Origin of the sequence: Streptococcus sp. FDAARGOS_522 (genome assembly GCF_003812445.1) — a bacterium.
GTDB classification, from domain to species: domain Bacteria; phylum Bacillota; class Bacilli; order Lactobacillales; family Streptococcaceae; genus Streptococcus; species Streptococcus agalactiae.
On record NZ_CP033808.1, the window covers coordinates 1233716 to 1255115 of the forward strand.

Genomic DNA, 21400 nt, shown 5'->3' on the forward strand with positions numbered 1-21400 from the left:
TTTTATTCTATAGCAAAGCGTCTATATTTCCAACTAATCTGACTAAGCTTTTATCATTAAAATGATAGCTACAAATGCAAAGGCAAGTATTGGAGCTGTCATAAGAGCTATCAGAAGGACATCATAAAGAACAGATTGGCGTTCTCTAGCTGTTTTATCTATGTTTTTCTTGGCACGCCAAAAGACCCAAATTATACCAACTAAAATAACAGTTATGCTGGCAAGCCCTAAACCTTGTAAATAAACTTTTGCTATTTCTAAAAACATCTCTATCCAACAAGCGATTGTCAAAACATATCGCAGCTTTCTTATATACTTAGCCTAACTCAAGAATAATTAAAAATGAAGATTAGACATTCTAACCTTCATTATATCAAAATATTTTAGCTTATAGGTACGATTTGTTATAACTAGCGAAGAATTCTTTTGTACGTTCTTCTAAAGGATGGTTAAATAATTGTTTAGGCGTCCCAGACTCTAAAATACGACCTTTTTCCCAAAATAAAACTTTATCTGCTACTTGGTAAACAAAATTCATATCATGACTAACAAGTACCATGGTTTGCCCCTGCTTAGCAGCATCTGCAATAGATTTTTCAACTTCTCCAACTAATTCTGGATCAAGTGCTGATGTCGGTTCGTCTAAAAGAAGAACATCAGGTTTCATGGCTAATGCGCGTGCCAAAGCAACACGTTGTTTCTGTCCACCTGATAAATGTCTTGGATAATATTTTTCACGATCTGCAAGTCCGACCTTTGCCAGTTCGTCTCTTGCAATCCGTGTTGCCTCTTGATCTGACATCTTTTTGACAATTTTCAAACCTTCTTTTACATTATCCAAAGCTGTACGACGCTCAAATAGATTGAATTGTTGAAAAACCATGGCTAACTTACGGCGTAATGTTAGTATGTCATCTTTACTGATTGATTTAAAATCAACTTTAAAATCATCAATTTCAATTGTTCCATAATCAGGCTCTTCTAAATAATTCATACTACGAAGAAAGGTTGATTTTCCTGCACCTGAAGCACCTACTAGAGCAACAACTTGACCTTTTTCAATATCTAAATCAAGTTTGTCTAACACTTTTTGACCAGAAAATGATTTAGTCAATTGTCTCAATTTTATCATTAGCGTACTCCTCCTGGAATCTCATCAGTTAAATGGCGTGGAGCCTTAATTGCCATTTTTCGTTCAATAGCATTTCCCAATTGTTCAATTAAGAAACTAACCGCCCAGTAAACAAGTGCCACAGAGATATAACGTTCAAAATAGCGATAATCGCTACCACCCATAATTTGTGCTTGGGCAAACATTTCAACAATACCAGCATTAAAAGCTAAAGAGGTTCCCTTAGTTAGACCAATTAACGTGTTTATCAAAGTAGGTGTTGCGACTACTGCTGCGTTTGGAATAATAACACGACGATAAACTTGCGCTGAGGTCATCCCTAAACTACGTGCTGCCTCAATTTCACCTTGATCAACCGACAAAATCGCCGCTCGTATAGTTTCACTTGTATAAGCCGCTTCATTAAAAGCAAATGCAGTAATAGCAAATACAGAAGCCGGTATAGCATTAATGTTCCAATCAAAACCATATTTTTGGTTTAAAAATTTCAAGAAAAGTGGAATTCCATAATAACTCAGCATTAATTGAACAAGTATTGGAGTCCCACGTAAAAAACTAACAAATAAAGCTTGAATCGGATATAAAATTTTGACACGGTTAATTTTCACTACTGCAAAAATCAAAGCTAAAATGAGTCCAAATAAGGCTCCTGCTACTGTCAATAATAGTGTTATGGGTAATCGCTCTAAAATTGAGGGTATTGCATCTAAAACAGCCTTCCAACTAAATAATTTCCCCGCTGGAACCTGACTAACCAAATTATTATACCAAGACCATCCACCCGTCAAGATAAATTGATTCATTCCTTCTACTTTCCTTTTCTAAACTTTCTTATCTCCGTTATTCTATCACGCAAACTCTCACATGTAAAAAGATAAAACTTATAGTCTCACTGATTTATTTATCAATGTTTGAAACGTAATCTCCACCGAAATATTGTTTACTTAAACGTGCCAAAGTACCATTTTCTTTCAAAACTTTAATACGCTTATTTATAAATTTCTGTAGAGTTTTACCTTTTTTATCTTTTGGTAAAAGGAGGTATTCTAGTCCATCCTTATTATTACCAATTTTACCTTTCAAAGGAGAAACGCTTAAGTTTAATGATTGGTCTTTTACAATATAGTCGGATGAAATGGCATCATATAGGATAAAGTCAATTTTCCCACTCTCAATATTTTTTAATCTGCTAGTAACACCAGTTGTCCCAGAAACATATTTGATTTTTATTGGTTTTTTATTAGGATGATTTTTATTCCAATTTTCTAGAACCTGTGCATAGTTAACGCCAGATAAAACTTCGGTTGATTTTCCAGAGAGGTCACTTAATGATTTGTAATGGCTCCCCTTCTTCCCTACTACGGCATAATTTGAACGGGATATAGGATCTGAGAAGAGATATTTTTCTGCTCTTTCTTTATTGTATGAAAAATCATTAGCTGATAAATCAAATTTCCCTGCATCAATACCTGTTGAAATAGTATCAAAAGGAACTGTCTTGAAGGTTACTTTGTACTTACTACCTTTAAAAACAGCTTTGACAACATCAACATCATAACCTTTGAATTTCCCGTCTTTTTGATAAGTAAATGGTGCCGTGTCAGAATCTGTAGCTACTTTAAGTTCTACTTTCTCTGACGCCTGAACTGATACTGCTAGGCTGGCGGTTGCGGCTATAGTTGCAATAGATAATATTATTTTTTTAAACATAAGAATTCTCCTAAAATATCATATTACTAGTCTAACACTCTAAAATCTATCTGTATAATAGTATTTCCTTATCAGGTGATAAAGATTTTATATCAATAAAAAAGCCTGAAACGAGCTGATTTCAGACTTTAATAATTTTAAAAACTTTGTTTTTTAGCTTTGCGCTCCGCACGCCCCTTAGCACGATTACTTGCTCTACGCTCTTTGCGACGCATTTCATCAACTTTCCATTGAATTTTTTTCTTGTAACCTGGTTTTATTTTTTTCCTTTTCTTTTTCACAAGTCCAATCATTTCTGTATCTAATTTTTGATAGGACTTTTCACGGTTATTACGACGATCACGGTCGTATGTATCTTGAAATTCACCGTTTTTAATGACTTTAGGAATAAAATTAATACCTAGTTTTTCAAGTTCACGAATATCAGAATCGTCACTTGGCTGATATAAAGTTATAGCAGTACCAGATAAGCCATTACGGCCTGTGCGACCGACACGGTGGACAAAGAAAGATAGGTCTTGAGGTATGGCATCATTGATAACATGGCTAACACCTTCAATATCAATACCACGCGCTGCTAAATCTGTTGCAACGATATATTCAAATTCGAGGTTTTTAACCTGATTCATAATACGTTTACGTTCACGAGGTGCAATCCCACCATGAATTTTAGCTACTTTTAAGCCATTACTAGAAAGGTACGAATGTAATTCGTCTGCACGCTCTTTCGTATTAACAAATATCATTGCAAGATAGGGCTGCATTAGTTTAGAGAGTTCCAAAATTTGTGCATTTTTATCACGTCCTTTAGTGGACAAAAGCCAGTTATCGATGGTATCAGCGATAACTGTTGCTGTTTTGATTTTTTCCATTACAGGATTGGTCAAATATTTCTTTAAAAATGGCTGTAATTTTTGTGGAATCGTTGCTGAAAAGACTAAAATTTGGACATCCTTGGGTAAAGACCCTGCAATCTTATCAACGGTATCAAGAAATCCCATATCTAGAGTCATATCTGCTTCATCAACAACAAAAGTATGCGCCTTATGAATAGCTAAATCACCTGACTTCACCAAATCATAAATTCGTCCTGGGGTTCCAATGACAATATGAGGTTGGCTTACTTTCAACTTTTCAATTTGACGTAATTTGTCAGTACCACCAACATAGTTAACCACCCGTATTTCTTGCTCTGAATGCTCAGCAATTTGTTTAGTTGCCTGATAAATTTGTGTTCCCAACTCTCTACTTGGTGCAGTAATAACAACTTGAACATCATCACTACTTTCATCTAGCTTCTCAAAAATAGGAAGTAAAAAGGTGTGGGTTTTACCAGAACCAGTTTTCGATTCCCCCACAAGATCGCGGCCTGAACGAACAACTGGAATCAATTTAGCTTGAACATCAGTTGGATCGACGAATTTTAACTCATCGAGAGCCCTCTGAATGTATGGTTTAAAATTAAAATCTTTAAATGACATGTCTATTTCCTTACTATTATTATGTTCATTATACCATTAAAGGCTACAAGAAAGCAAAAGGGAATCTGGCAGTCCATACCACATCCCCTAATAAAGTTTAAAGATATAAAATAGCAAGTGTAATAGCGCTCATGAAAATACCAATAGCCCATAAAAAAGCATCTACTTTCCATTCGCTCCATTTATTACCTTTGCCAGACACACCACCTAATTCTAAATGGTGATGAAATGGTGTCATGCGGAAGATACGTTTCCCAACACCAGTTTTCTTCTTAGTATACTTAAAGTATGCTACTTGCAACATCACTGAAGACGTCTCAAAAACATAGACAAAGCCGATAAAAAGCAAGGTCCATTCCTGACGTAAGGCAATTGAAATGGCTGCTAACATAGCACCCAATGCAAGTGAACCAACATCTCCCATAAAGACTTTAGCTGGTTTATGATTAAAGACAAAAAAGCCAAGTAAAGCACCAATCATGATAACGATAATCAATAAAATATCAAATTGCGTTTGATTATAAGCAATGATTCCATAAGTAATCAAACTGATAACAACCGAAATAGAAGCTAGACCATCAATTCCATCTGTTAGGTTCACAGCATTTGAAAAACCAACAACCCAGAAAAGAACAAAAAAAGCGTATAAGTATCCTACTTCAAGGTAAAAACCAAAAATATTTATCGCAGATGTGCCACTTGGTAACACATGGACAAAATAAAAAATTAGACCCGCAATTAGTTGGAGCGACATTTTTTGCTTTGGAGTCAAGCCCTCATTGATTTGTTTAAAAATTTTCCAAAAATCATCTAAAAAACCAATAATTCCATAGATGAGAACAACAGATAAAATACCAAAAGTTGCACCTAAATTACCACTATTTTCTTTAGATAAAATAATACTAAAAATAAGTGAGACAAGAAGAGCAACAATCAAAAATACCGTTCCTCCCATTGTCGGCGTACCTGCTTTGGCTAGATGTTGTTTGACATCTTCATGCATTTGTTGCCCGCCAATTTTCTTCAATTGGTAAAACTTAATGAAGCGCGGAATGGCAATAACTGTCAGGACAAATGCTATGACACCTGCCATTATACTTAAAAACATGTTAATCTCCTATTGTAATTTTGATTTTTTTAATTTTATTGATGGATTTTCCAACATCAATACTTTGTTTTCTTACTTTACCTGAGGTTGAACCTTTATAGGTCACTTTTATACCTGTCCATTTAGCAAACTGTTCAACGTTTGCTTTAGACCAACCATACATATCAGGTAATTCAGTCAGTTTATTTGTTAATACTAGTAGCTGTTCATTCTCAGCAAGATTAGCTCCTGGTCTTTTAGATACTTTAGAAACTTTACTACCATTTCCTAAAATAATTGGCTGAACCAGATTACGACGTAATTCTTCCGCTACATGACCTGGATTTTCACCAACTATTTTTGATAGTTTATATTTTGTCTGATGTTCTGAGTCATTCAATCCCGGTTTTAATATCGTTTCTTTCATTGCTGTTGCTTGTTCTAAAACAGGATTAACAACATCTTTCCAGAATGTGATACTAAATTTTTCGGGTTGTTGGATGGTAACATACATGATGAAGTCAGGATTTTCCGATGGCACCATAGCCACAACTGAGTTAATAGTATCATTTTTTCCTTGCAGATAACCACCACCACCTTCCTGGGCGATTTGGGCAGTACCAGATTTTACTGCAACTGATTGATTCCCCACCTGAATAACTGGGGCACCTGCTGCGTATAATGTACCATAATAAGGATCTGTCCCAACAGTAACCATATAATCACGTGTTTTACTAGCTGCTTCTTTGGAAACTGGTTTTCCAACGACTTCTTTTCGTGCTGTACGAGAAGTCCCTGTATTTGGATCATAAATACTGCTAATAAACTGTGGTTGTAACATAACACCATCATTCGAGATAGACGTAAATGCGCGCAACATTTGAACTTGCGTTACACCAATACCTTGACCAAATGAGCTCATAGCGATAGTTACTTCATTGTCAGATGGGAACAAACCTCCACTTTCATGAAGCATCCCAAAACGTGTTGGGTAACCAAATTTAAACTTAGAAAGATAGTTTAACCATTTATCTCGTCCCATTTTTTGTTCCAAGGTTACCATACCAACGTTACTGGAATGTGCAAACCCTTGTGGAAAAGTCATATAACTACCAGATGATAACCCTTCATTGACATCCCAATCTCGAATAATCGCATCTGCAATTTTATATTGTGCACTGTTATACACTTCAGTAGAGTTAAAATGCTTAGAATCAATTGCAGAGGCTAGAGTCATTACCTTCATTGTTGAACCAGGTTCAAAAAAGTTATCATATAGTAGTGTGTTATAGGTACCCAAATTTTTCTTATCGTAACCTTTAAGGGTAGAAGGATTATAAGTAGGACGCTGACTCGTTGCTAGAATTTCACCCGTTTTAGCGTTGACAACTGTAGCACTCGCAAATTTTCCTTTGGTTTTTTCTGCGAAAACATCCATCTGAGTCTCTAAAACAGTCTGAATAGGCTCTGATAAAGTTGTGTAGATATCCTTACCATTAACCGCCCTACGTTCTGTTGTTGCAGTACCTAAAAGAACATTCCCACTACGGTCTTTTTCGTATGTTACTTTACCATCAGTACCTGATAATACCTTGTTAAGTGCCGCTTCAAGGCCTGTATTACCAACTAATTTTTTTCCATCTCCATCATCCTGAGGAAGAGTAAATCCTATAAATTGTGAAGCAAATATCCCATTTGGATAAATACGCCCCGGACTGGTAGAAAAACCAATTCCTTTGATATCTGACTTTTCCATCGTTTTCTTGATGTCAGCCATCTTGGTATAAGACAATCCTGAACCTGAACTTCCAAAGGAAACTTGAAACAATTTCTTTTGATTGAGTTGTTTTAGGACAAGATTTTTCTTCATGCCCAATTTATTCTCTAAGATACTAGCTACTTTTTCATACTGAGAAGGTTGTACATATAGTTTTTGACCTGTAGCTGTCGTATAGTTCTTTGAGATAATAGCGTAGAGACTATAGGTCGTAGCATCCTCAGCGATAGGATTTCCATTACGGTCGTAAATTGTCCCACGCTTCGCCTGTACTGTCATACTTTGTTGATAGACTTTCTTGGCTTCCTTGGATAAATTAACCCCAAATTTACTATCTGTACCAACGATGATGACAAAGTTGATGATAAAAATGAAAAATAGGAAAATGGTTAAAATCATCAGATTTTGACCTACTCTTTCCCTATTTTTCTGCGGCGAACGCCTATCTCTTATATGGATCACATAATCAAGGAAGATTTTTTTTAGCTTTTTAAAAAAAGTCACAGACTAGTCCACCTTCCGATAAATATTGTCGTTTTGAATTGTTAAACCAGCATCTTTAGCAATTTTAGTAATTCGATCACGATTAGAAAGCTCATTTACTTCTTGTTTAGCATTGTCAAATTCTGTCTGTTTATCGTTGATTTTACTATTTAATTGATTTACTTCTTGTTTAACTTGTAAACTATTACTTTGCAAGTAAATAATACCGACTGCCATGATAATAGCAGTAATTACAATAGCACCATAAAAAGCTTTCTCAATACGAGAGAAAGTCTTGATGTGACGTTGTAAAGTTTGTGTTACTGCTTCAGTTCGTTTTTCATTTGTCATAAGTTTCTTTCTTATTATCGAATACGACGCGCTACTCTCAATTTCGCTGAATGGGCACGATTGTTCGCTTCTAGTTCTTCTTGACTTGGTAAGATGGGTTTACGATTAACGAGCTCCATCTTAGGTTGTAAATCATCTGGTATAAAAGGAAGACCTTTAGGTACTTCTACTGTTGATGCTTCTTTAAAAAGTTGCTTAGTAAGACGATCTTCTAAAGAATGAAAAGTGATGACAGATATACGACCATCAACAGCTAATAAGTCCATTGCTTGTTGTATAGATTCATCTGCAGCTCCTAGTTCGTCATTGACTTCAATACGAATAGCTTGAAAAATTTGTTTAGCTGGGTGACCTTTTTTCTTCAGTTCTTTGGCAGATTTAGACGATTTGATAATCTCAGCCAATTCTGTTGTTGTAGATATTGTTTTTTCAGCTCGTACTTGCTCAATTTTTCGAGCAATTTGTTTTGAAAATTTATCTTCGCCATACTTAAAGAAAATCCTTACTAAATCATGATAACTATAAGTGTTCACAACGTCATAAGCTGTAAGACTCTGCTCTCTATTCATTCGCATATCAAGGGGGGCGTCTTGTTTATATGAGAAACCGCGTTCACGCTCGTCCAGCTGTGGGCTTGATACACCTAAATCATAACAAATACCATTAATTTCCGACACTCCTAATGCTTTTAAGTTAGAAGATAGATTTCTGAAATTATCTTTGATAAAGGTTACTTGACCGGTATCCACATATTTCTTTAAACGTATATGAGCATTGTCAATAGCCTTCTGGTCTTGGTCAAATGCGTAAAGGTGCCCATCTGGGCCTAATTGTGAAAGAAGATATTCGCTGTGTCCTGCCCCACCTAAAGTAGCATCTACATAGATACCATCCGGCTTAATATCAAGCATATCCACAGTCTCGTGCAAAAGCACAGTAATATGATGAAAATCGTTTGTCATAACTTTAATTGTACCATAAATCCTAAACTTTAGAAAAGTAAAAGAGAGACCGATAAATGCAATCTCTCCTATTATAGGTCAACTATTCCCTTACTTGACCAGTTCCATTAATATAGTATTTTGTACTTGTTAAAGCTTCTAATCCCATCGGTCCACGCGCGTGTAATTTTTGAGTCGAAATACCAATCTCTGCTCCGAGTCCAAAAACGAAACCATCTGTAAAACGTGTTGAAGCATTAACATAAACTGCCGCTGCATCTACCATATCCTGAAAAATTTCTGCCCTACTGATATTATTAGTAATGATAGCTTCTGAGTGATGACTACTGTATTTATTAATCCAGCTAATTGCTTGTTCAAAAGAATCTACTACTTTTACTGACATAATATAGTCTAAAAATTCAGTAGCATAATCAGACTCACTTGCAGCAACAGCATTTTCTAAAAGTTGCAAAGCTTCCTCATCGGCACGAAATTCAACTGACTGGTTCGATTCTTTGAGCATTTTCTCCAATTGAGATAAAAATCCCTTAGCAATAGCTTGATGAACAACTAACCCTTCGGCAGCATTACAGACACTAGGGCGTTGGGTTTTAGCATTAATAACAATCTTAGCTGCCATATCTAAATCTGCAAATTCATCAATATAGATATGAACATTTCCAACACCTGTTTCGATAACAGGAATCTTTGACTTTTCCTTCACCGTTTGAATTAATTTTGCACCACCTCTTGGAATTAAGACGTCCACGTAGTCTGTTGCCTGCATTAACTCCTCTGCTACAACGTGACTAGTATCTTCAACTAATTGTACTATATCTGGGTTGTGGCCTGTATCTTGCAATGTTTGGCGCATACAATTAACCAAGGCAGTATTTGAAAAAATAGCATCTTTACCACCACGCAAAATAATAGCGTTCCCTGTTTTAAAAGCTAAACTAAAGGCATCCACCGATACATTGGGACGACTTTCAAATATCATTGCAATAACCCCTAAAGGCACTCTTTTTTTAAGGATTTTTAAACCATCTAAATTTGTATAACCACTAACAACTTGACCAATCGGATCTGCCAAATCTGCTACCTGATAAATACCGTTTGCTATCGCCTGTATGCGGTCTTTGTTTAGTCGTAGACGGTCCACCATAATTTCTGAGATACCATTATCTTTTGCCTTAACAACATCGCGAGCATTCTCAGTCAAAATGGTTTCAGTATCAGCCACTATGTTTCTCGCTAAGTCCCTGAGTATCTCATTTTTACTAGCTGTACTTAATCGTGCTACTGATTGACTAGCTTTTTTAGCATTTTGCCCTAATATTTCAATATACGTCATAACTCAATCTCACTTTCCTTGAGCAAAATAAGTTCCAATATTATGCCCATCTAACACCTTTAAAATATCACGAGGATTGGCGCCATTCATCAATATCATTTGTCCATTGTTATCAAACACCATTTGTGCACTTTTAATTTTACTAAGCATGCCCCCAGTACCAAATTTACTTCCTGCTCCTCCAGCTGACTTGATGATGTCATCGGTGATTTCAGAAACATGACTACGTAAAACAGCATCATCATAAATATTAGGATTTTTATCAAAAAGACCATCAATATCTGACAGCATAATTAATAAATCTGCTTTAGTAATTTTAGCAACGACAGCAGAGAGACGGTCATTATCCCCAAACTTCGTTTTATGATCCATCTCATCCACGCTGACAGCATCATTCTCATTGACGATTGGCAAAATTCCCATAGAGAGCAGACTCTCAAAAGAGTTTGTTACATTTTGCAAACTCTCTGGAAAAACCACAACGTCACGTGTTAATAAAATTTGGGAAACATGAGTTTGATAGTGCGAAAATATCTGAGAATAAAGACTCATCATGGCTACTTGTCCTACGCTAGAAACTGCTTGTTGTTGTGATATTTCTTGAGGACGCTTATCCATTTTCAAAATGTCTAAACCAAACCCCATAGCACCAGATGATACTAAAATCACCTCCATGCCTCTATTCATAAGACTAGAAATAACAAATGCTAAATGGTCTATTTTACTTAAATTAATTTTCCCGCTTGTCTGTACGAGGGAACTGGTTCCTACTTTAATAACAATTCTTCTAGTTGTCTCAAAATGTCTTTTCATAAAAAAATTATATCATAGGCCCTTTAGAAATGCTATCTGAAAACATCATTGAAAATTCACAAGCATTTCCAAGTGTTTTCTTTTATTACTATGCTATAATCTAGAATCGGAAAACGTTTTATAAGTATTAAGGAGATATTATGTCTAGAGAATACATCACCTTGTCAAAAAATATCATCAAACACCTTGGTGGACAAAATAATATTAACAATGTTTACCATTGTCAAACACGCCTTCGCTTTAGTCTCAATGATCCGACGAAAGTAAACCTTGAGCAATTAAAAACTTTAAAAGAGGTAAAAACTGTCGTTATCAGCGGAGGGCAACATCAGATAGTGATAGGGACTCATGTCGCAAAAGTGTTTGAAGAAATTAACTCCCTCATTGAAACTAACTCAACGACTAAAATAGAACAAACCAAAAAAGCCAAAGCAGTTAGTCGAATTATTGATTTTGTTTCTGGGACTTTCCAACCGATTTTACCTGCTTTATCAGGCGCTGGTATGATTAAGGCATTGCTAGCTTTATTACTAGTATTCAAAATCTTGACACCGTCATCTCAAACATATATATTACTAAATCTTTTTGCAGATGGTGTTTTCTATTTTTTACCTATCTTAATCGCCATCACAGCTGCTCAAAAATTGAAAGCTAATCCTATTTTAGCTTTGGGAACTGTTGTCATGCTCCTTCACCCTAATTGGGCTAATTTAGTAGCTTCTGGTAAACCAGTATCCTTATTCCATACGATCCCATTCACACTTACTAACTATGCATCAAGTGTCATTCCCATTATTCTAATTATTTGTGTTCAGGCTTATATAGAAAAATATTTAAAGCAAATTATTCCTAAATCACTGCGTTTAGTGCTTGTTCCTATGTTAATATTTCTCAGCATGGGAATTTTGTCGTTCTCTATATTGGGACCAATGGGTACTATCGCTGGCCAATATTTAGCTGTTATTTTTACTTTTTTATCCAAATACGCCAGTTGGGCACCTGCTTTTCTAGTAGGAGCATTTGCTCCTATCCTAATCATGTTTGGTGTTCATAGTGGAATTGCTGCATTAGGAATCACACAACTAGCGAAATTAGGGGTTGATTCTATTTTTGGACCAGGCATGCTCTGCTCAAATATCGCACAAGCAACTGCAGGTACAGTGGTGACTCTTATAACAAAAGAAAAAAAACTTAAAGAAATTGCTGGACCTGCTGCCATAACAGCTTATATGGGAATCACCGAACCTATCTTATATGGTGTCAACCTTCCGAAACGTTATCCTCTAATAGCCTCACTTATTGGTGGTGGTCTTGGAGGACTCTATGCCGGTATAATGAACGCTCACCGCTTCGCTGTAGGCTCTTCTGGTCTACCAGGTCTGTTTCTTTATATCAGTCATACTTCAACACATCTTTTTATTACCATGCTTATTGCAGTTATCATTACTGTAAGCACAACTGCTATATTGACATTCATTCTAGCACAATATTACGAAAAACAAGTTAGCATCAGACAAAGAGACTAGGTTATCCCTAGTCTCTTTGTCTGATAAGATATAATAGATAGCAATAAAAATCAAATATTTTAGAGCTAAAACTAGCGTTATTAAACAAAGGATTACAGTGGCTGCCTTCCAACCGTAAAGTCCACAACAAGCCTTTATTTTATCCGCTATAACTATCTCAGTTATTAAGCATTATTCTTACTGTATGATTTTTCTAAAACCTTTTTACTAAACAAGCTTCTTCCAAAAATTTTTTAGCAGTAAGTATTGGCAAATTGATAATATGAGCAACCCAATGATAAGGATTATGATATTGACAGCTACAGTATTCCATACCATTGACCAAAAAATACTTATTCCAATAAGAAAACTACCTATTATCATCATTCCAAACAATGAACCAACTAACAGCCATTGGCCTAACCCTCTATTAAATAGTTGCGTAACCTCTTGCCAATTCAAGAACAAATGTTTATAGTCACGTCTATAAATAAACTGGCCTTCGATAAGTCCCATGAAGACTAGACCTAAAATGAAGCTCAATAAAACGAGGATTGATAGTTTAAGTAGAAAGAATCCTACCAAGAAATAAATAAAAGTAGGAACTGCAAGTTGTAAGGTTATCAAAGTTACAAATTTATGCTTCAAGAAATACGAAAATGATATAGGCAAACTTTTTATAAAGTAGAAATTACTTTTTTCTAAAGAAATACCTACCCCTACAATGCTAGCTGGCATCACACATAAACTACCTATTAATATTCCTGCTAGAAAAGCTATCCCAAAATAATTTTCATTAAAAAATCGACCAATCTCTTTACCATTATTCAAAATTGGAACAATGAACATTGCTAGATATAATAGTGGCATTAAAAATGTATTTGTCAATAATGTCGCATTTTGTAAACTTGATAAATGGTGTTTAACAAGAGTTTTATTAATTGACTCACGTTTACTAAAATCGATTTGACGATGGACTTTTCTCTGCTTGACCTGTCCATACAACAACTCCTGATAGTAGCGTGGCATAACCCATTTATAAATAGCACCTATCAAGAATAAAATGATTAAGAGCGGGAGATAATAGTTGAGGAGACTCTCCATACTAAATGGCGCTGTAACAATATCATAATAACCTCTGACATAAGGGATTGGAGCGATATCTTGTAATTTCCCTTGTACCATCTTTTGACTCGTCATATTCACAAATAATAAGGGAACTATTGCTCCAAATGTAGCTAGTGAAATTAATATAGTAGAAATAAGTTTCCGATTAGCACTTCGAATAATGGCACGGCCTATTAAACTATTAATATACAATGAAATCACCGTTACCGATAAAAATAAAATAGCAAAATTTATGATTGCTAGGAGGACCGCAAGTGGGCCACCTATTATACGCCAATAAGCCACAATCATTAAGGTTAGGATTGGCATTAGAAAAGTTACAGACATCCCAAATGTTGCAAAAATTTTAGCAACATAGAGCTCTTCAGATTTAATAGGCAAATAAGCATATTGTTTAACATCGTCACTCTCATAGAAAACACTGTACATCGCAATAAAAGAGTAGATAATGGATACTAGTGTAAAGATACCAATGTAGAACGTGAAGTAGCCCGGATATTCTTTAAAATCAAGTGATACAAAGAGAAATACATAAATTATTGAAAAGAGCAAAATCTGAAATAACTGATTTCTAAACATGGATTTATAAGCTGAAAATTCTTTTTTAGGATGTTTTTCTTGCTTTTTTCTTAGTGCCGATAGAGTCTGAGGGTTTGAATAAAGGATATTAATTTTTACGAGTTCCCAGATACGTGACCAATTCATACTTTATCCCTCCCTACTAGCTTGACGTCCTGCTAATTCCAAATAGATAGTTTCCAAATCTTTATCTAGATATTTCATTTTTAACTCACCTAAGCTACCGACAAAGATTAATTTCCCTTGTTTCAAAATACCTATTCTGTCGCATAACTGTTCTGCAACTGCTAAGACATGTGTTGAAAAAATAACTGTTTTTCCATTTTTAGCATGTTCTTTCATCATTTCTTTCAAATCAAAAGAAGCTTGAGGGTCTAAACCAGTTAACGGCTCATCTAGAATCCAAATGTCAGGATTTGGAAGAAGGGCACCTATAACAATGACTTTTTGACGCATACCATGTGAAAAACTTTCAATAGGATTATAGCGTTGCTCCTCTAGTTCAAATATGTCTACCAATTTTGTGATACGTGCTTCAATATCTTCTGGGGCAACGTCATAAATTTTAGCTAAAAAGTACCAGTATTCCTCTGCGGTTAAATTTAAGAAAATATCTGGCGAGTCCGGTACATAACCTATTTTTTTCTTAATTTGGTCACGATGTTCTGTCAAAAGTAGGTCATCAATATAGACTTGGCCATAAGTTGCATCAATAATAGATGTTAGAATACTAATTGTCGTTGTTTTTCCTGCTCCATTGTGACCTATTAATCCAAAAATCTCACCATCTTTAACAGAGAGGGTTAAATCACTGAGAGCTTCTTTTTCTCCGTATACTTTCGAAACATGTTCAAACTTAATCATAAAAATCTCCTTTTATCTCCTAATGATTTCCAAATACTTTAGAAAGCAATCCCGTTGTTACCTTATTTTGCTCATATCTCTCAGACAATTTTTTAGCAGATTTTTTCAATTCCTTAACTGTAGCTAATGACTCGAAAGATTTTTCTATCTCATTATTTTCCAATTGCTGAGTTAACTCATAAGCAACACGAGGTACATCGCTAGTTTTTATCAAACCATTCGATGCTGATAATAGTATTGATGATAGCACTGCATCTTCACGGACAGATATATCATTGTAAGTATGCTGTATCTGCCGATAAAAATCACGACACTCCTTCTTCATAAACAAACCTTTCTAAAAAGATAATTAATAATAGTTGTATTATTTTATATATACAATAGTTTTATCAATTATACTGCGCTATGGAATGTTTGTCAAACGTTTTCAAAAAAGAGTGCTTTCCATCACTTATCAGTCTATCAAAACTATTCTCAAATCCATCCTATATCTTACAAAAAAGAAGTTGAGGTATCTTTCCCAACTTCTTCATGCTCTTAAAGTTCTTTATATAGCGATACAGCATTCTCAACTGTAAAGCCATACTCTTCGAAAATTCTGTTACCTGGTGCTGATGCTCCCCAAGTATCAATAGTAAGTGTTAGCCCATTTAAACCAACATATTTACCCCAACCGAAGCTTGATCCTGCCTCAATAGCAAGACGTTTTGTAACAGCTGATGGAAGCACTTGCTCTTGATATGAAGCCTCTTGTTCATCAAAAATGTTTTGTGCTGGCATAGATACGACGCGAACATGGATGCCCTCTGACTCAAGTTTGTCTTGAGTATCTAAAGCTAATTTAACTTCTGAACCTGTTGCAATGATGATACCATCAAGTTCACCTTTAGCTTCTGATAAAATATAAGCACCTTTATTAACCCCTTCTTGGGCTAATTCTGATGTTCCTTCAAGAACTGGTAAGTTTTGACGTGTTAAAACAAGCATCGTTGGTCGATCTGTCTCTGATACAGCTCGTTGCCATGCAGCGTTTGTTTCATTACCGTCTGCGGGACGGATAACGTTCAAATTAGGCATTGAGCGCACTGATGCTAATTGTTCTATTGGCTCATGAGTTGGCCCATCTTCTCCAACAGCAATAGAATCATGTGTCATAACATAGACAGTTGGCAAGTTTTGAAGTGCAGCCATACGTACTGCTGGTAACAAGTAGTTTGAGAAGACAAAGAACGTACCCCCATAAACACGAGTCCCACCGTGAAGCGCAATTCCATTCATTGCAGCAGCCATTGCAAATTCACGTACACCAAACCAAATATTACGCCCAGCGTAGTTACTTGCTTGGAAATCTGTTTCTGCTGCTACCATTGTGTTATTAGAAGCTGAGAGGTCTGCTGACCCTCCCCAGAGGTTCGGTAATTGAGTCGATAATTGTTGAATAGCTTGTTGGCTTGAAACACGACTAGCCACTGATGAACCTAGGTCATGAGCTTTCAGTTCAACTGTCTCAGCTTGGCCAGCAAAAGCTTCTTTGTATTCAGTTGCTAATTCTGGATACTCAACTTCATATTTAGCAAAAAGATCATTCCATGCCTCTTCTGCCTTCGCACCACGCGCTTGAAGATCTGAGGCAAATCGATCTGCAACTTCAGCAGGAACAGTAAAGTCTGGATATTCCCATCCATAAGCCTTCTTGGCAAAAGTAATACCTTCTGCACCAAGTGGCGCTCCATGAACTGAAGATGTTCCCTGTTTCTCTGCGCCAAATCCAATAATAGTTTTAACTTCAATAATGGTTGGTTTATCAGTTTCAGCTTTAGCAGCTTCAATTGCTGCAGCAATCGCTTCTAAATCATTACCATCTTTAACTAAGATATGTTGCCAACCATATGATTCAAAACGTCCTTTAACATCTTCTGTAAATGATTGAGATGTTGGACCATCAAGTGAGATATCATTTGAATCATAAAGAAGGACCAATTTACCAAGTTTTAAGTGTCCAGCAAGACTGGCAGCTTCTTGGCTAACACCCTCCATCAAACAACCATCACCATGAAGTGTATAAGTGTAATGATCAACTAAATCAAAGCCTGGTTTATTAAATTTAGCAGCCAAATGAGCTTCAGCCATTGCCATACCAACAGCATTAGCAATACCTTGCCCTAAAGGTCCAGTTGTTGCTTCTACACCATCAGTATGGTTAACTTCTGGATGTCCAGGTGTTTTTGATCCCCATTGGCGAAATTGTTTTAAATCATCAATTGATAAATCATAGCCAGCTAAATGAAGTAGGCTATAAAGAAGAGCTGAACCATGCCCAGCTGATAGCACAAAACGGTCACGGTTTGTCCAATTGCGACTTGTTTTTGGGTTTACATTTAAGAATTTATTCCAAAGCACATAAGCCATAGGCGCAGCTCCCATAGGAAGACCTGGGTGCCCAGAATTTGCTGCTTGGATAGCATCAATAGAAAGCGTGCGGACTGTATTAACCGCTAATTGATCAATGGTGTCAAATGTCATGATAAAACCTTTCTGTTTTTAACAACTAAATTTAAAATTGTTCGTCTTTGATATTATAACATAAAATACGTAAACGTTTTAACAATTTCTGGAGGGATTAAAACCATTCAATTAAGTAATGGGATTAATTGTCATAAATAAGTGAATCTATTTCCTGTAGTTCTCGCTCTGAAGCACCTTTATTAAGGCAATAGGTTAGTTTGGCTTTATAAGGTCTTGAGTGACTCTGATAAATAACCATATCAAATCCCTTTCCTTCGTCATAAGGTTCGACTTGAATAGAATTATTACCAGAGAAATGTTGTCGAATGCGATATTCCAACAATGACTGTTCCACAGCATTACCTGTCATATCTAGACCAATCCTAAAGGGCATTTTTTGACTATTTTTCGAGAAAATAAGCAATTCCAACAAATGTAAAGTCAGCAAAGAACAACCATCTTCTGTTAAAGGTCTAATTCGATTAACATTTGCAATAATCTTCTTTGAAATATGATGCAACTTATCCCTCATATTATGATCAATAAGTCGATACGTTTGTTCTAAATCAGGTTGTTCAACTAAAATATGACCTTTAAAGAAATAATAATGGCTATATAACTGACCAAGTTGGTAAATAACCTGATCTGATGTCTCGTCAGCTAAAATACTCTCCTTTTTAAAGTAGATGATTGTTTCGGTTACACAATCAATAATCGGGCCTCCAAATCCCATGATGTATTCCATTGTATTGATTGGTAAAATATTTTGTGAATGTAGAAAAGCAAAAGTTGCCAGAACTTCTCCTTCCCTATACTCAAGAGCAAAACGACTCATATACAAAACTAAGGCTGCGTCTAACCGTTTATAAAAAGCATTACATTGATAATGTTTCACAATAGGCTTGAGATTATCAGATATTTTTTCCATAGCAAGGAGACGATGATGACAAATACTAAACCAAAGTCCCAGATTTTGATGAGCTTCTCGAGTTAAAGTATGTTGAGCCAAGCGCTCTATTAATAGAATTAATGAGTCTAAGTCTAATTTCTTTATCATATTTTGGCACTTGTCATAAGACCATAGTTGCTTGAATAATTCATAATAAAAATAACGCCATTGCAATTCATCACCAATCTGTTTTCCTTGTGAAATAGCAATATCAAATTCCGCTAACAATTCATTGAGATGAGCAAGATGACGATTTAAAGTAGCCTCACTAACCATCAATTCTTGAGAAAGACCAACGATTGTGAACTGACGCTGATTAAATAAAGATATTAAGATAGTGTATTTAATACTATCTTTCATCAGAGCTTTCAACACTTCTTGATTGGATAAGTTATAATCCTCTTCTAAAAATAACTTATCCTTATAATAAACGATTCGACAATTAACTTTTTCTTGTTCAAAGTAGCTATTAAGATTATTGATATATTTAAGCAAAGTTGCTCGACTTAAACCAGTTTCTAATAAAGCTAACTTCAGTGCTATTGCCTGAGGAGAGCCTCTTAAAAAAGAAAGTAGCCGATATTGAACACGCCTTTCTTTTTCCATTAGAGCTTCTATTCGCATAGCCCAATCCTCTTTTCATAAAGGTTGATAGCTGCTTGATGCAACATATAAGCCATCTCAGATTCTCTAGCTGTATAAATGAAATCTTGAAAAGCCAGATCAAAATCTGTCATATCACACGATATAGCTTGAACAAGCTGATTGGCAGTAGCCAAACAATTTTCCTTTGAGATTAATTGAGCCCCCAATAAATGGCCCGTTTTTTGGTTAGCAATCAATTTTATCCTTAAATCATACTGTTCTTTAGGGAAATAAGTAACACTAACGGTATCCTCGTAAAAACCAGCTTCCAATTCAGTTAATCCAATGTTAGCTCTATAATAGCCAAAGTGTTTAGATCCTGTAGCGCGTGTTATTTTTAATTTTGGAACAGCATGTCCCGATAAATGGTATGCCAACATTTGTGCCGAACGGATTGCTTGGTTAATTAAGGGCATATAATAAGCACTATTAAGACCTTTAAAATACGACCAAATCAAATCGCCAATAGCATAGATATTAGGGTCACTCGTTTGGAAATAATCATTTACAACAACACTATTATCAACACTTAAATCAACCAACCCAGTTAAAAGACGACTATCCGGACGAAAATTAACAGCTAATATGACAGCATCAACTGTAAAGGTGTCTCCTGTTAGCGTTCGCAAACAAAGTTTTTCTTCTCGGGTTACAGTAATTTTCTCAACCTTTTGATTTTGGAAAAAATGTAGTTTTGATTCAGCCATCGCATCAAGTAAAGGAAGGGACATATCAGGATCTGTATGCCTGAAGTCTGGTCTTTCTTGAGCTTCTAACAAAGTGACCGCCTTCCCTGATTCATGTAAACTATAAGCAATATCTAAACCGATGATACCTGCCCCAACAACTGCTACCTTATGACTTTTATCTAATACCTGCTTAGCATTTTGACTAGTTGCATAAGTTTTTGTTGTTAAAACACCTTGCGCATCAGCCCCATCAATATAAGTTGATTCTGCTTGGGAGCCCATGGCACAAATCAATTGATCATAATAGACAGAAGAACCATCTGATAACATTAATTCCCTATCTTCTTTATTAATTTTCTCAACTTTTAGACCAAATAGACAGCGTATATTCTGCAACCGTTGCTCTTCTTCTGTCTGCCACATGGCCTGATTTAAACCACTAATTTCGTGACGATAATACCAATTTAAGCCATTTGGAACATAATCTGGATGAATTTCTTTATCAATCAAAACGATATCCCAATTAGGATTTAATTGGCGTAATTTCTGCGCACAAGTCATACCAGCAAAAGAAGCTCCTAAAATGACAATTACTTTATTTACATATTTTTCTGTCATAATTACTTATTATAACAAAAGAAGTTATTTTTGAAAACGGTAACAAAAAACTGAGACCATAAAGTCGGTCTCAGCATCAAAAATCTCTTACATCATAGCAAATAGTAAGGCTGCTAAAATAGCTCCTACCATAGGTCCTACTATCGGAATCCATGAATAAGTCCAATCAGAATCACCTTTGTTCTTCATCGGTAACAAGGCATGCAATAAACGAGGACCAAAATCACGTGCAGGATTAATAGCATAACCTGTTGTTCCACCGAGCGATAGACCAATCCCAACCACTAACATACCAACACTCATCGTACCAACTCCTGGAGGCATATTGTATTTTCCGATGGCAAAAATAGTAAGTACAAGAACAAGTGTTCCCAATACTTCACTTAAAAAATTGGAAAAATTATCCTTCAAAGCCGGACCAGTTGCAAAAGTTCCAAGGATGTCTGCTCTATTTTCTGCAGCCTCATAATGGGGTCTAAATTGCAAATAAACAAGAAGTGAACCTAGCATTGCACCAATAATCTGTGCAATCATATAAAGAATAGCTGTTCCCCAAGCTAAATCACCTTTGATCGCAAAAGCTAATGACACAGCTGGATTCAAGTGGGCAGGGCTAATATTGCCAGATACCAACGCTGCAATAGCTACAGCAAGTCCCCATCCAAATGTGATAACAATCCATCCAGAATTATGATTCTTCGTTTTAGGCAAAACAACACCTGCTACAACACCATTACCAAGTAAGACTAAGAGAGCTGTTCCTAAGAATTCTCCAAAAATATCCAT

Annotated in this window: 19 protein-coding genes; 1 reads left to right on the forward strand and 18 read right to left on the reverse strand. The window is 35.7% G+C overall.

Translation table 11 applies throughout. The features are described 5' to 3' along the window. Nucleotides 1-42 precede the first annotated feature (42 nt). The 11 genes from EGX70_RS06190 to proB all read right to left on the reverse strand — a co-directional run bounded on the left by EGX70_RS06190 (nucleotide 43) and on the right by proB (nucleotide 11132). Nucleotides 43-267: a DUF4059 family protein gene (locus EGX70_RS06190; RefSeq protein WP_000478229.1), complete on the reverse strand. Its 225-nt coding sequence runs from the start codon at nucleotides 265-267 to the stop codon at nucleotides 43-45. Between the two features lie 121 nt (nucleotides 268-388). After that, the gene (locus EGX70_RS06195; RefSeq protein WP_123948006.1) at nucleotides 389-1132 is read right to left on the reverse strand and encodes an amino acid ABC transporter ATP-binding protein; all 744 of its coding nucleotides are present in this window, start codon (nucleotides 1130-1132) and stop codon (nucleotides 389-391) included. Further along, nucleotides 1132-1935 (reverse strand): amino acid ABC transporter permease, encoded by an 804-nt coding sequence (locus tag EGX70_RS06200; protein WP_001071299.1) that lies wholly within the window; start codon nucleotides 1933-1935, stop codon nucleotides 1132-1134. Before EGX70_RS06200 ends, EGX70_RS06195 begins: the two co-directional genes overlap by 1 nt. A 94-nt stretch (nucleotides 1936-2029) precedes the next feature. Next, a complete protein-coding gene (locus EGX70_RS06205) occupies nucleotides 2030-2842 on the reverse strand; it encodes an amino acid ABC transporter substrate-binding protein (protein ID WP_000473468.1) in 813 nt (270 codons plus the stop codon). A gap of 137 nt (nucleotides 2843-2979) precedes the next feature. After that, a complete protein-coding gene (locus EGX70_RS06210) occupies nucleotides 2980-4323 on the reverse strand; it encodes a DEAD/DEAH box helicase (RefSeq protein WP_123948008.1) in 1344 nt (447 codons plus the stop codon). A gap of 97 nt (nucleotides 4324-4420) precedes the next feature. Then, nucleotides 4421-5431 (reverse strand): phospho-N-acetylmuramoyl-pentapeptide-transferase, encoded by a 1011-nt coding sequence (gene mraY / locus EGX70_RS06215; RefSeq protein ID WP_123948010.1) that lies wholly within the window; start codon nucleotides 5429-5431, stop codon nucleotides 4421-4423. 1 nt (nucleotide 5432) lies between these two features. Then, a complete protein-coding gene (gene pbp2X, locus EGX70_RS06220; protein WP_000142542.1) occupies nucleotides 5433-7691 on the reverse strand; it encodes a penicillin-binding protein PBP2X in 2259 nt (752 codons plus the stop codon). Nucleotides 7692-7694: 3 nt separating this feature from the next. Next, entirely contained in the window at nucleotides 7695-8021 is a 327-nt protein-coding gene (gene ftsL, locus EGX70_RS06225) for a cell division protein FtsL (protein ID WP_000180568.1), read from the reverse strand. 14 nt (nucleotides 8022-8035) lie between these two features. Continuing rightward, the gene (gene rsmH, locus EGX70_RS06230) at nucleotides 8036-8983 is read right to left on the reverse strand and encodes a 16S rRNA (cytosine(1402)-N(4))-methyltransferase RsmH (RefSeq protein ID WP_000180266.1); all 948 of its coding nucleotides are present in this window, start codon (nucleotides 8981-8983) and stop codon (nucleotides 8036-8038) included. A gap of 82 nt (nucleotides 8984-9065) precedes the next feature. Next, nucleotides 9066-10319, reverse strand: a complete 1254-nt coding sequence (locus tag EGX70_RS06235; protein WP_000221014.1) for a glutamate-5-semialdehyde dehydrogenase — start codon at nucleotides 10317-10319, stop codon at nucleotides 9066-9068. 9 nt (nucleotides 10320-10328) lie between these two features. Beyond that, a complete protein-coding gene (proB, locus tag EGX70_RS06240; protein WP_000820352.1) occupies nucleotides 10329-11132 on the reverse strand; it encodes a glutamate 5-kinase in 804 nt (267 codons plus the stop codon). A gap of 140 nt (nucleotides 11133-11272) precedes the next feature. On the opposite strand from proB, the gene EGX70_RS06245 reads away from it, so the two are divergent. Beyond that, on the forward strand, nucleotides 11273-12658 hold the full coding sequence (locus tag EGX70_RS06245; RefSeq protein ID WP_001865878.1) for a PTS transporter subunit EIIC: 1386 nt from the start codon (nucleotides 11273-11275) through the stop codon (nucleotides 12656-12658). A 207-nt stretch (nucleotides 12659-12865) separates the two neighbouring features. Here the strand turns inward: EGX70_RS06245 and EGX70_RS06250 are convergent, their stop codons facing one another. The 7 genes from EGX70_RS06250 to EGX70_RS06280 all read right to left on the reverse strand — a co-directional run bounded on the left by EGX70_RS06250 (nucleotide 12866) and on the right by EGX70_RS06280 (nucleotide 21400). Further along, on the reverse strand, nucleotides 12866-14470 hold the full coding sequence (locus EGX70_RS06250) for an ABC transporter permease (protein ID WP_001104587.1): 1605 nt from the start codon (nucleotides 14468-14470) through the stop codon (nucleotides 12866-12868). Between the two features lie 3 nt (nucleotides 14471-14473). Beyond that, entirely contained in the window at nucleotides 14474-15208 is a 735-nt protein-coding gene (locus EGX70_RS06255; protein WP_029140698.1) for an ABC transporter ATP-binding protein, read from the reverse strand. Between the two features lie 19 nt (nucleotides 15209-15227). Next, the gene (locus EGX70_RS06260; protein WP_000711207.1) at nucleotides 15228-15533 is read right to left on the reverse strand and encodes a bacteriocin immunity protein; all 306 of its coding nucleotides are present in this window, start codon (nucleotides 15531-15533) and stop codon (nucleotides 15228-15230) included. Between the two features lie 212 nt (nucleotides 15534-15745). Beyond that, complete coding sequence (gene tkt, locus EGX70_RS06265; RefSeq protein WP_000141866.1) at nucleotides 15746-17731, reverse strand: transketolase; 1986 nt, start codon at nucleotides 17729-17731, stop codon at nucleotides 15746-15748. A 124-nt stretch (nucleotides 17732-17855) separates the two neighbouring features. Then, entirely contained in the window at nucleotides 17856-19286 is a 1431-nt protein-coding gene (locus EGX70_RS06270; RefSeq protein WP_001217283.1) for a helix-turn-helix domain-containing protein, read from the reverse strand. Then, nucleotides 19277-20614: an FAD/NAD(P)-binding oxidoreductase gene (locus EGX70_RS06275; protein ID WP_000137253.1), complete on the reverse strand. Its 1338-nt coding sequence runs from the start codon at nucleotides 20612-20614 to the stop codon at nucleotides 19277-19279. Before EGX70_RS06275 ends, EGX70_RS06270 begins: the two co-directional genes overlap by 10 nt. Before the next feature lie 87 nt (nucleotides 20615-20701). Next, the gene (locus EGX70_RS06280) at nucleotides 20702-21400 is read right to left on the reverse strand and encodes an MIP/aquaporin family protein (RefSeq protein WP_000350764.1); all 699 of its coding nucleotides are present in this window, start codon (nucleotides 21398-21400) and stop codon (nucleotides 20702-20704) included.

Coding starts and splice junctions, on each gene's coding strand:
- EGX70_RS06280 (WP_000350764.1), bottom strand. CDS start 21,400: ATGGATATTTTTGGAGAATTCTTAGGAACAGCTCTCTTAGTCTTACTT.
- proB (WP_000820352.1), bottom strand. CDS start 11,132: ATGAAAAGACATTTTGAGACAACTAGAAGAATTGTTATTAAAGTAGGA.
- EGX70_RS06260 (WP_000711207.1), bottom strand. CDS start 15,533: ATGAAGAAGGAGTGTCGTGATTTTTATCGGCAGATACAGCATACTTAC.
- EGX70_RS06275 (WP_000137253.1), bottom strand. CDS start 20,614: ATGACAGAAAAATATGTAAATAAAGTAATTGTCATTTTAGGAGCTTCT.
- EGX70_RS06245 (WP_001865878.1), top strand. CDS start 11,273: ATGTCTAGAGAATACATCACCTTGTCAAAAAATATCATCAAACACCTT.
- rsmH (WP_000180266.1), bottom strand. CDS start 8,983: ATGACAAACGATTTTCATCATATTACTGTGCTTTTGCACGAGACTGTG.
- EGX70_RS06195 (WP_123948006.1), bottom strand. CDS start 1,132: ATGATAAAATTGAGACAATTGACTAAATCATTTTCTGGTCAAAAAGTG.
- EGX70_RS06255 (WP_029140698.1), bottom strand. CDS start 15,208: ATGATTAAGTTTGAACATGTTTCGAAAGTATACGGAGAAAAAGAAGCT.
- EGX70_RS06190 (WP_000478229.1), bottom strand. CDS start 267: ATGTTTTTAGAAATAGCAAAAGTTTATTTACAAGGTTTAGGGCTTGCC.
- tkt (WP_000141866.1), bottom strand. CDS start 17,731: ATGACATTTGACACCATTGATCAATTAGCGGTTAATACAGTCCGCACG.
- EGX70_RS06250 (WP_001104587.1), bottom strand. CDS start 14,470: ATGAATTGGTCACGTATCTGGGAACTCGTAAAAATTAATATCCTTTAT.
- EGX70_RS06270 (WP_001217283.1), bottom strand. CDS start 19,286: ATGCGAATAGAAGCTCTAATGGAAAAAGAAAGGCGTGTTCAATATCGG.
- EGX70_RS06205 (WP_000473468.1), bottom strand. CDS start 2,842: ATGTTTAAAAAAATAATATTATCTATTGCAACTATAGCCGCAACCGCC.
- mraY (WP_123948010.1), bottom strand. CDS start 5,431: ATGTTTTTAAGTATAATGGCAGGTGTCATAGCATTTGTCCTGACAGTT.
- EGX70_RS06235 (WP_000221014.1), bottom strand. CDS start 10,319: ATGACGTATATTGAAATATTAGGGCAAAATGCTAAAAAAGCTAGTCAA.
- ftsL (WP_000180568.1), bottom strand. CDS start 8,021: ATGACAAATGAAAAACGAACTGAAGCAGTAACACAAACTTTACAACGT.
- EGX70_RS06200 (WP_001071299.1), bottom strand. CDS start 1,935: ATGAATCAATTTATCTTGACGGGTGGATGGTCTTGGTATAATAATTTG.
- EGX70_RS06210 (WP_123948008.1), bottom strand. CDS start 4,323: ATGTCATTTAAAGATTTTAATTTTAAACCATACATTCAGAGGGCTCTC.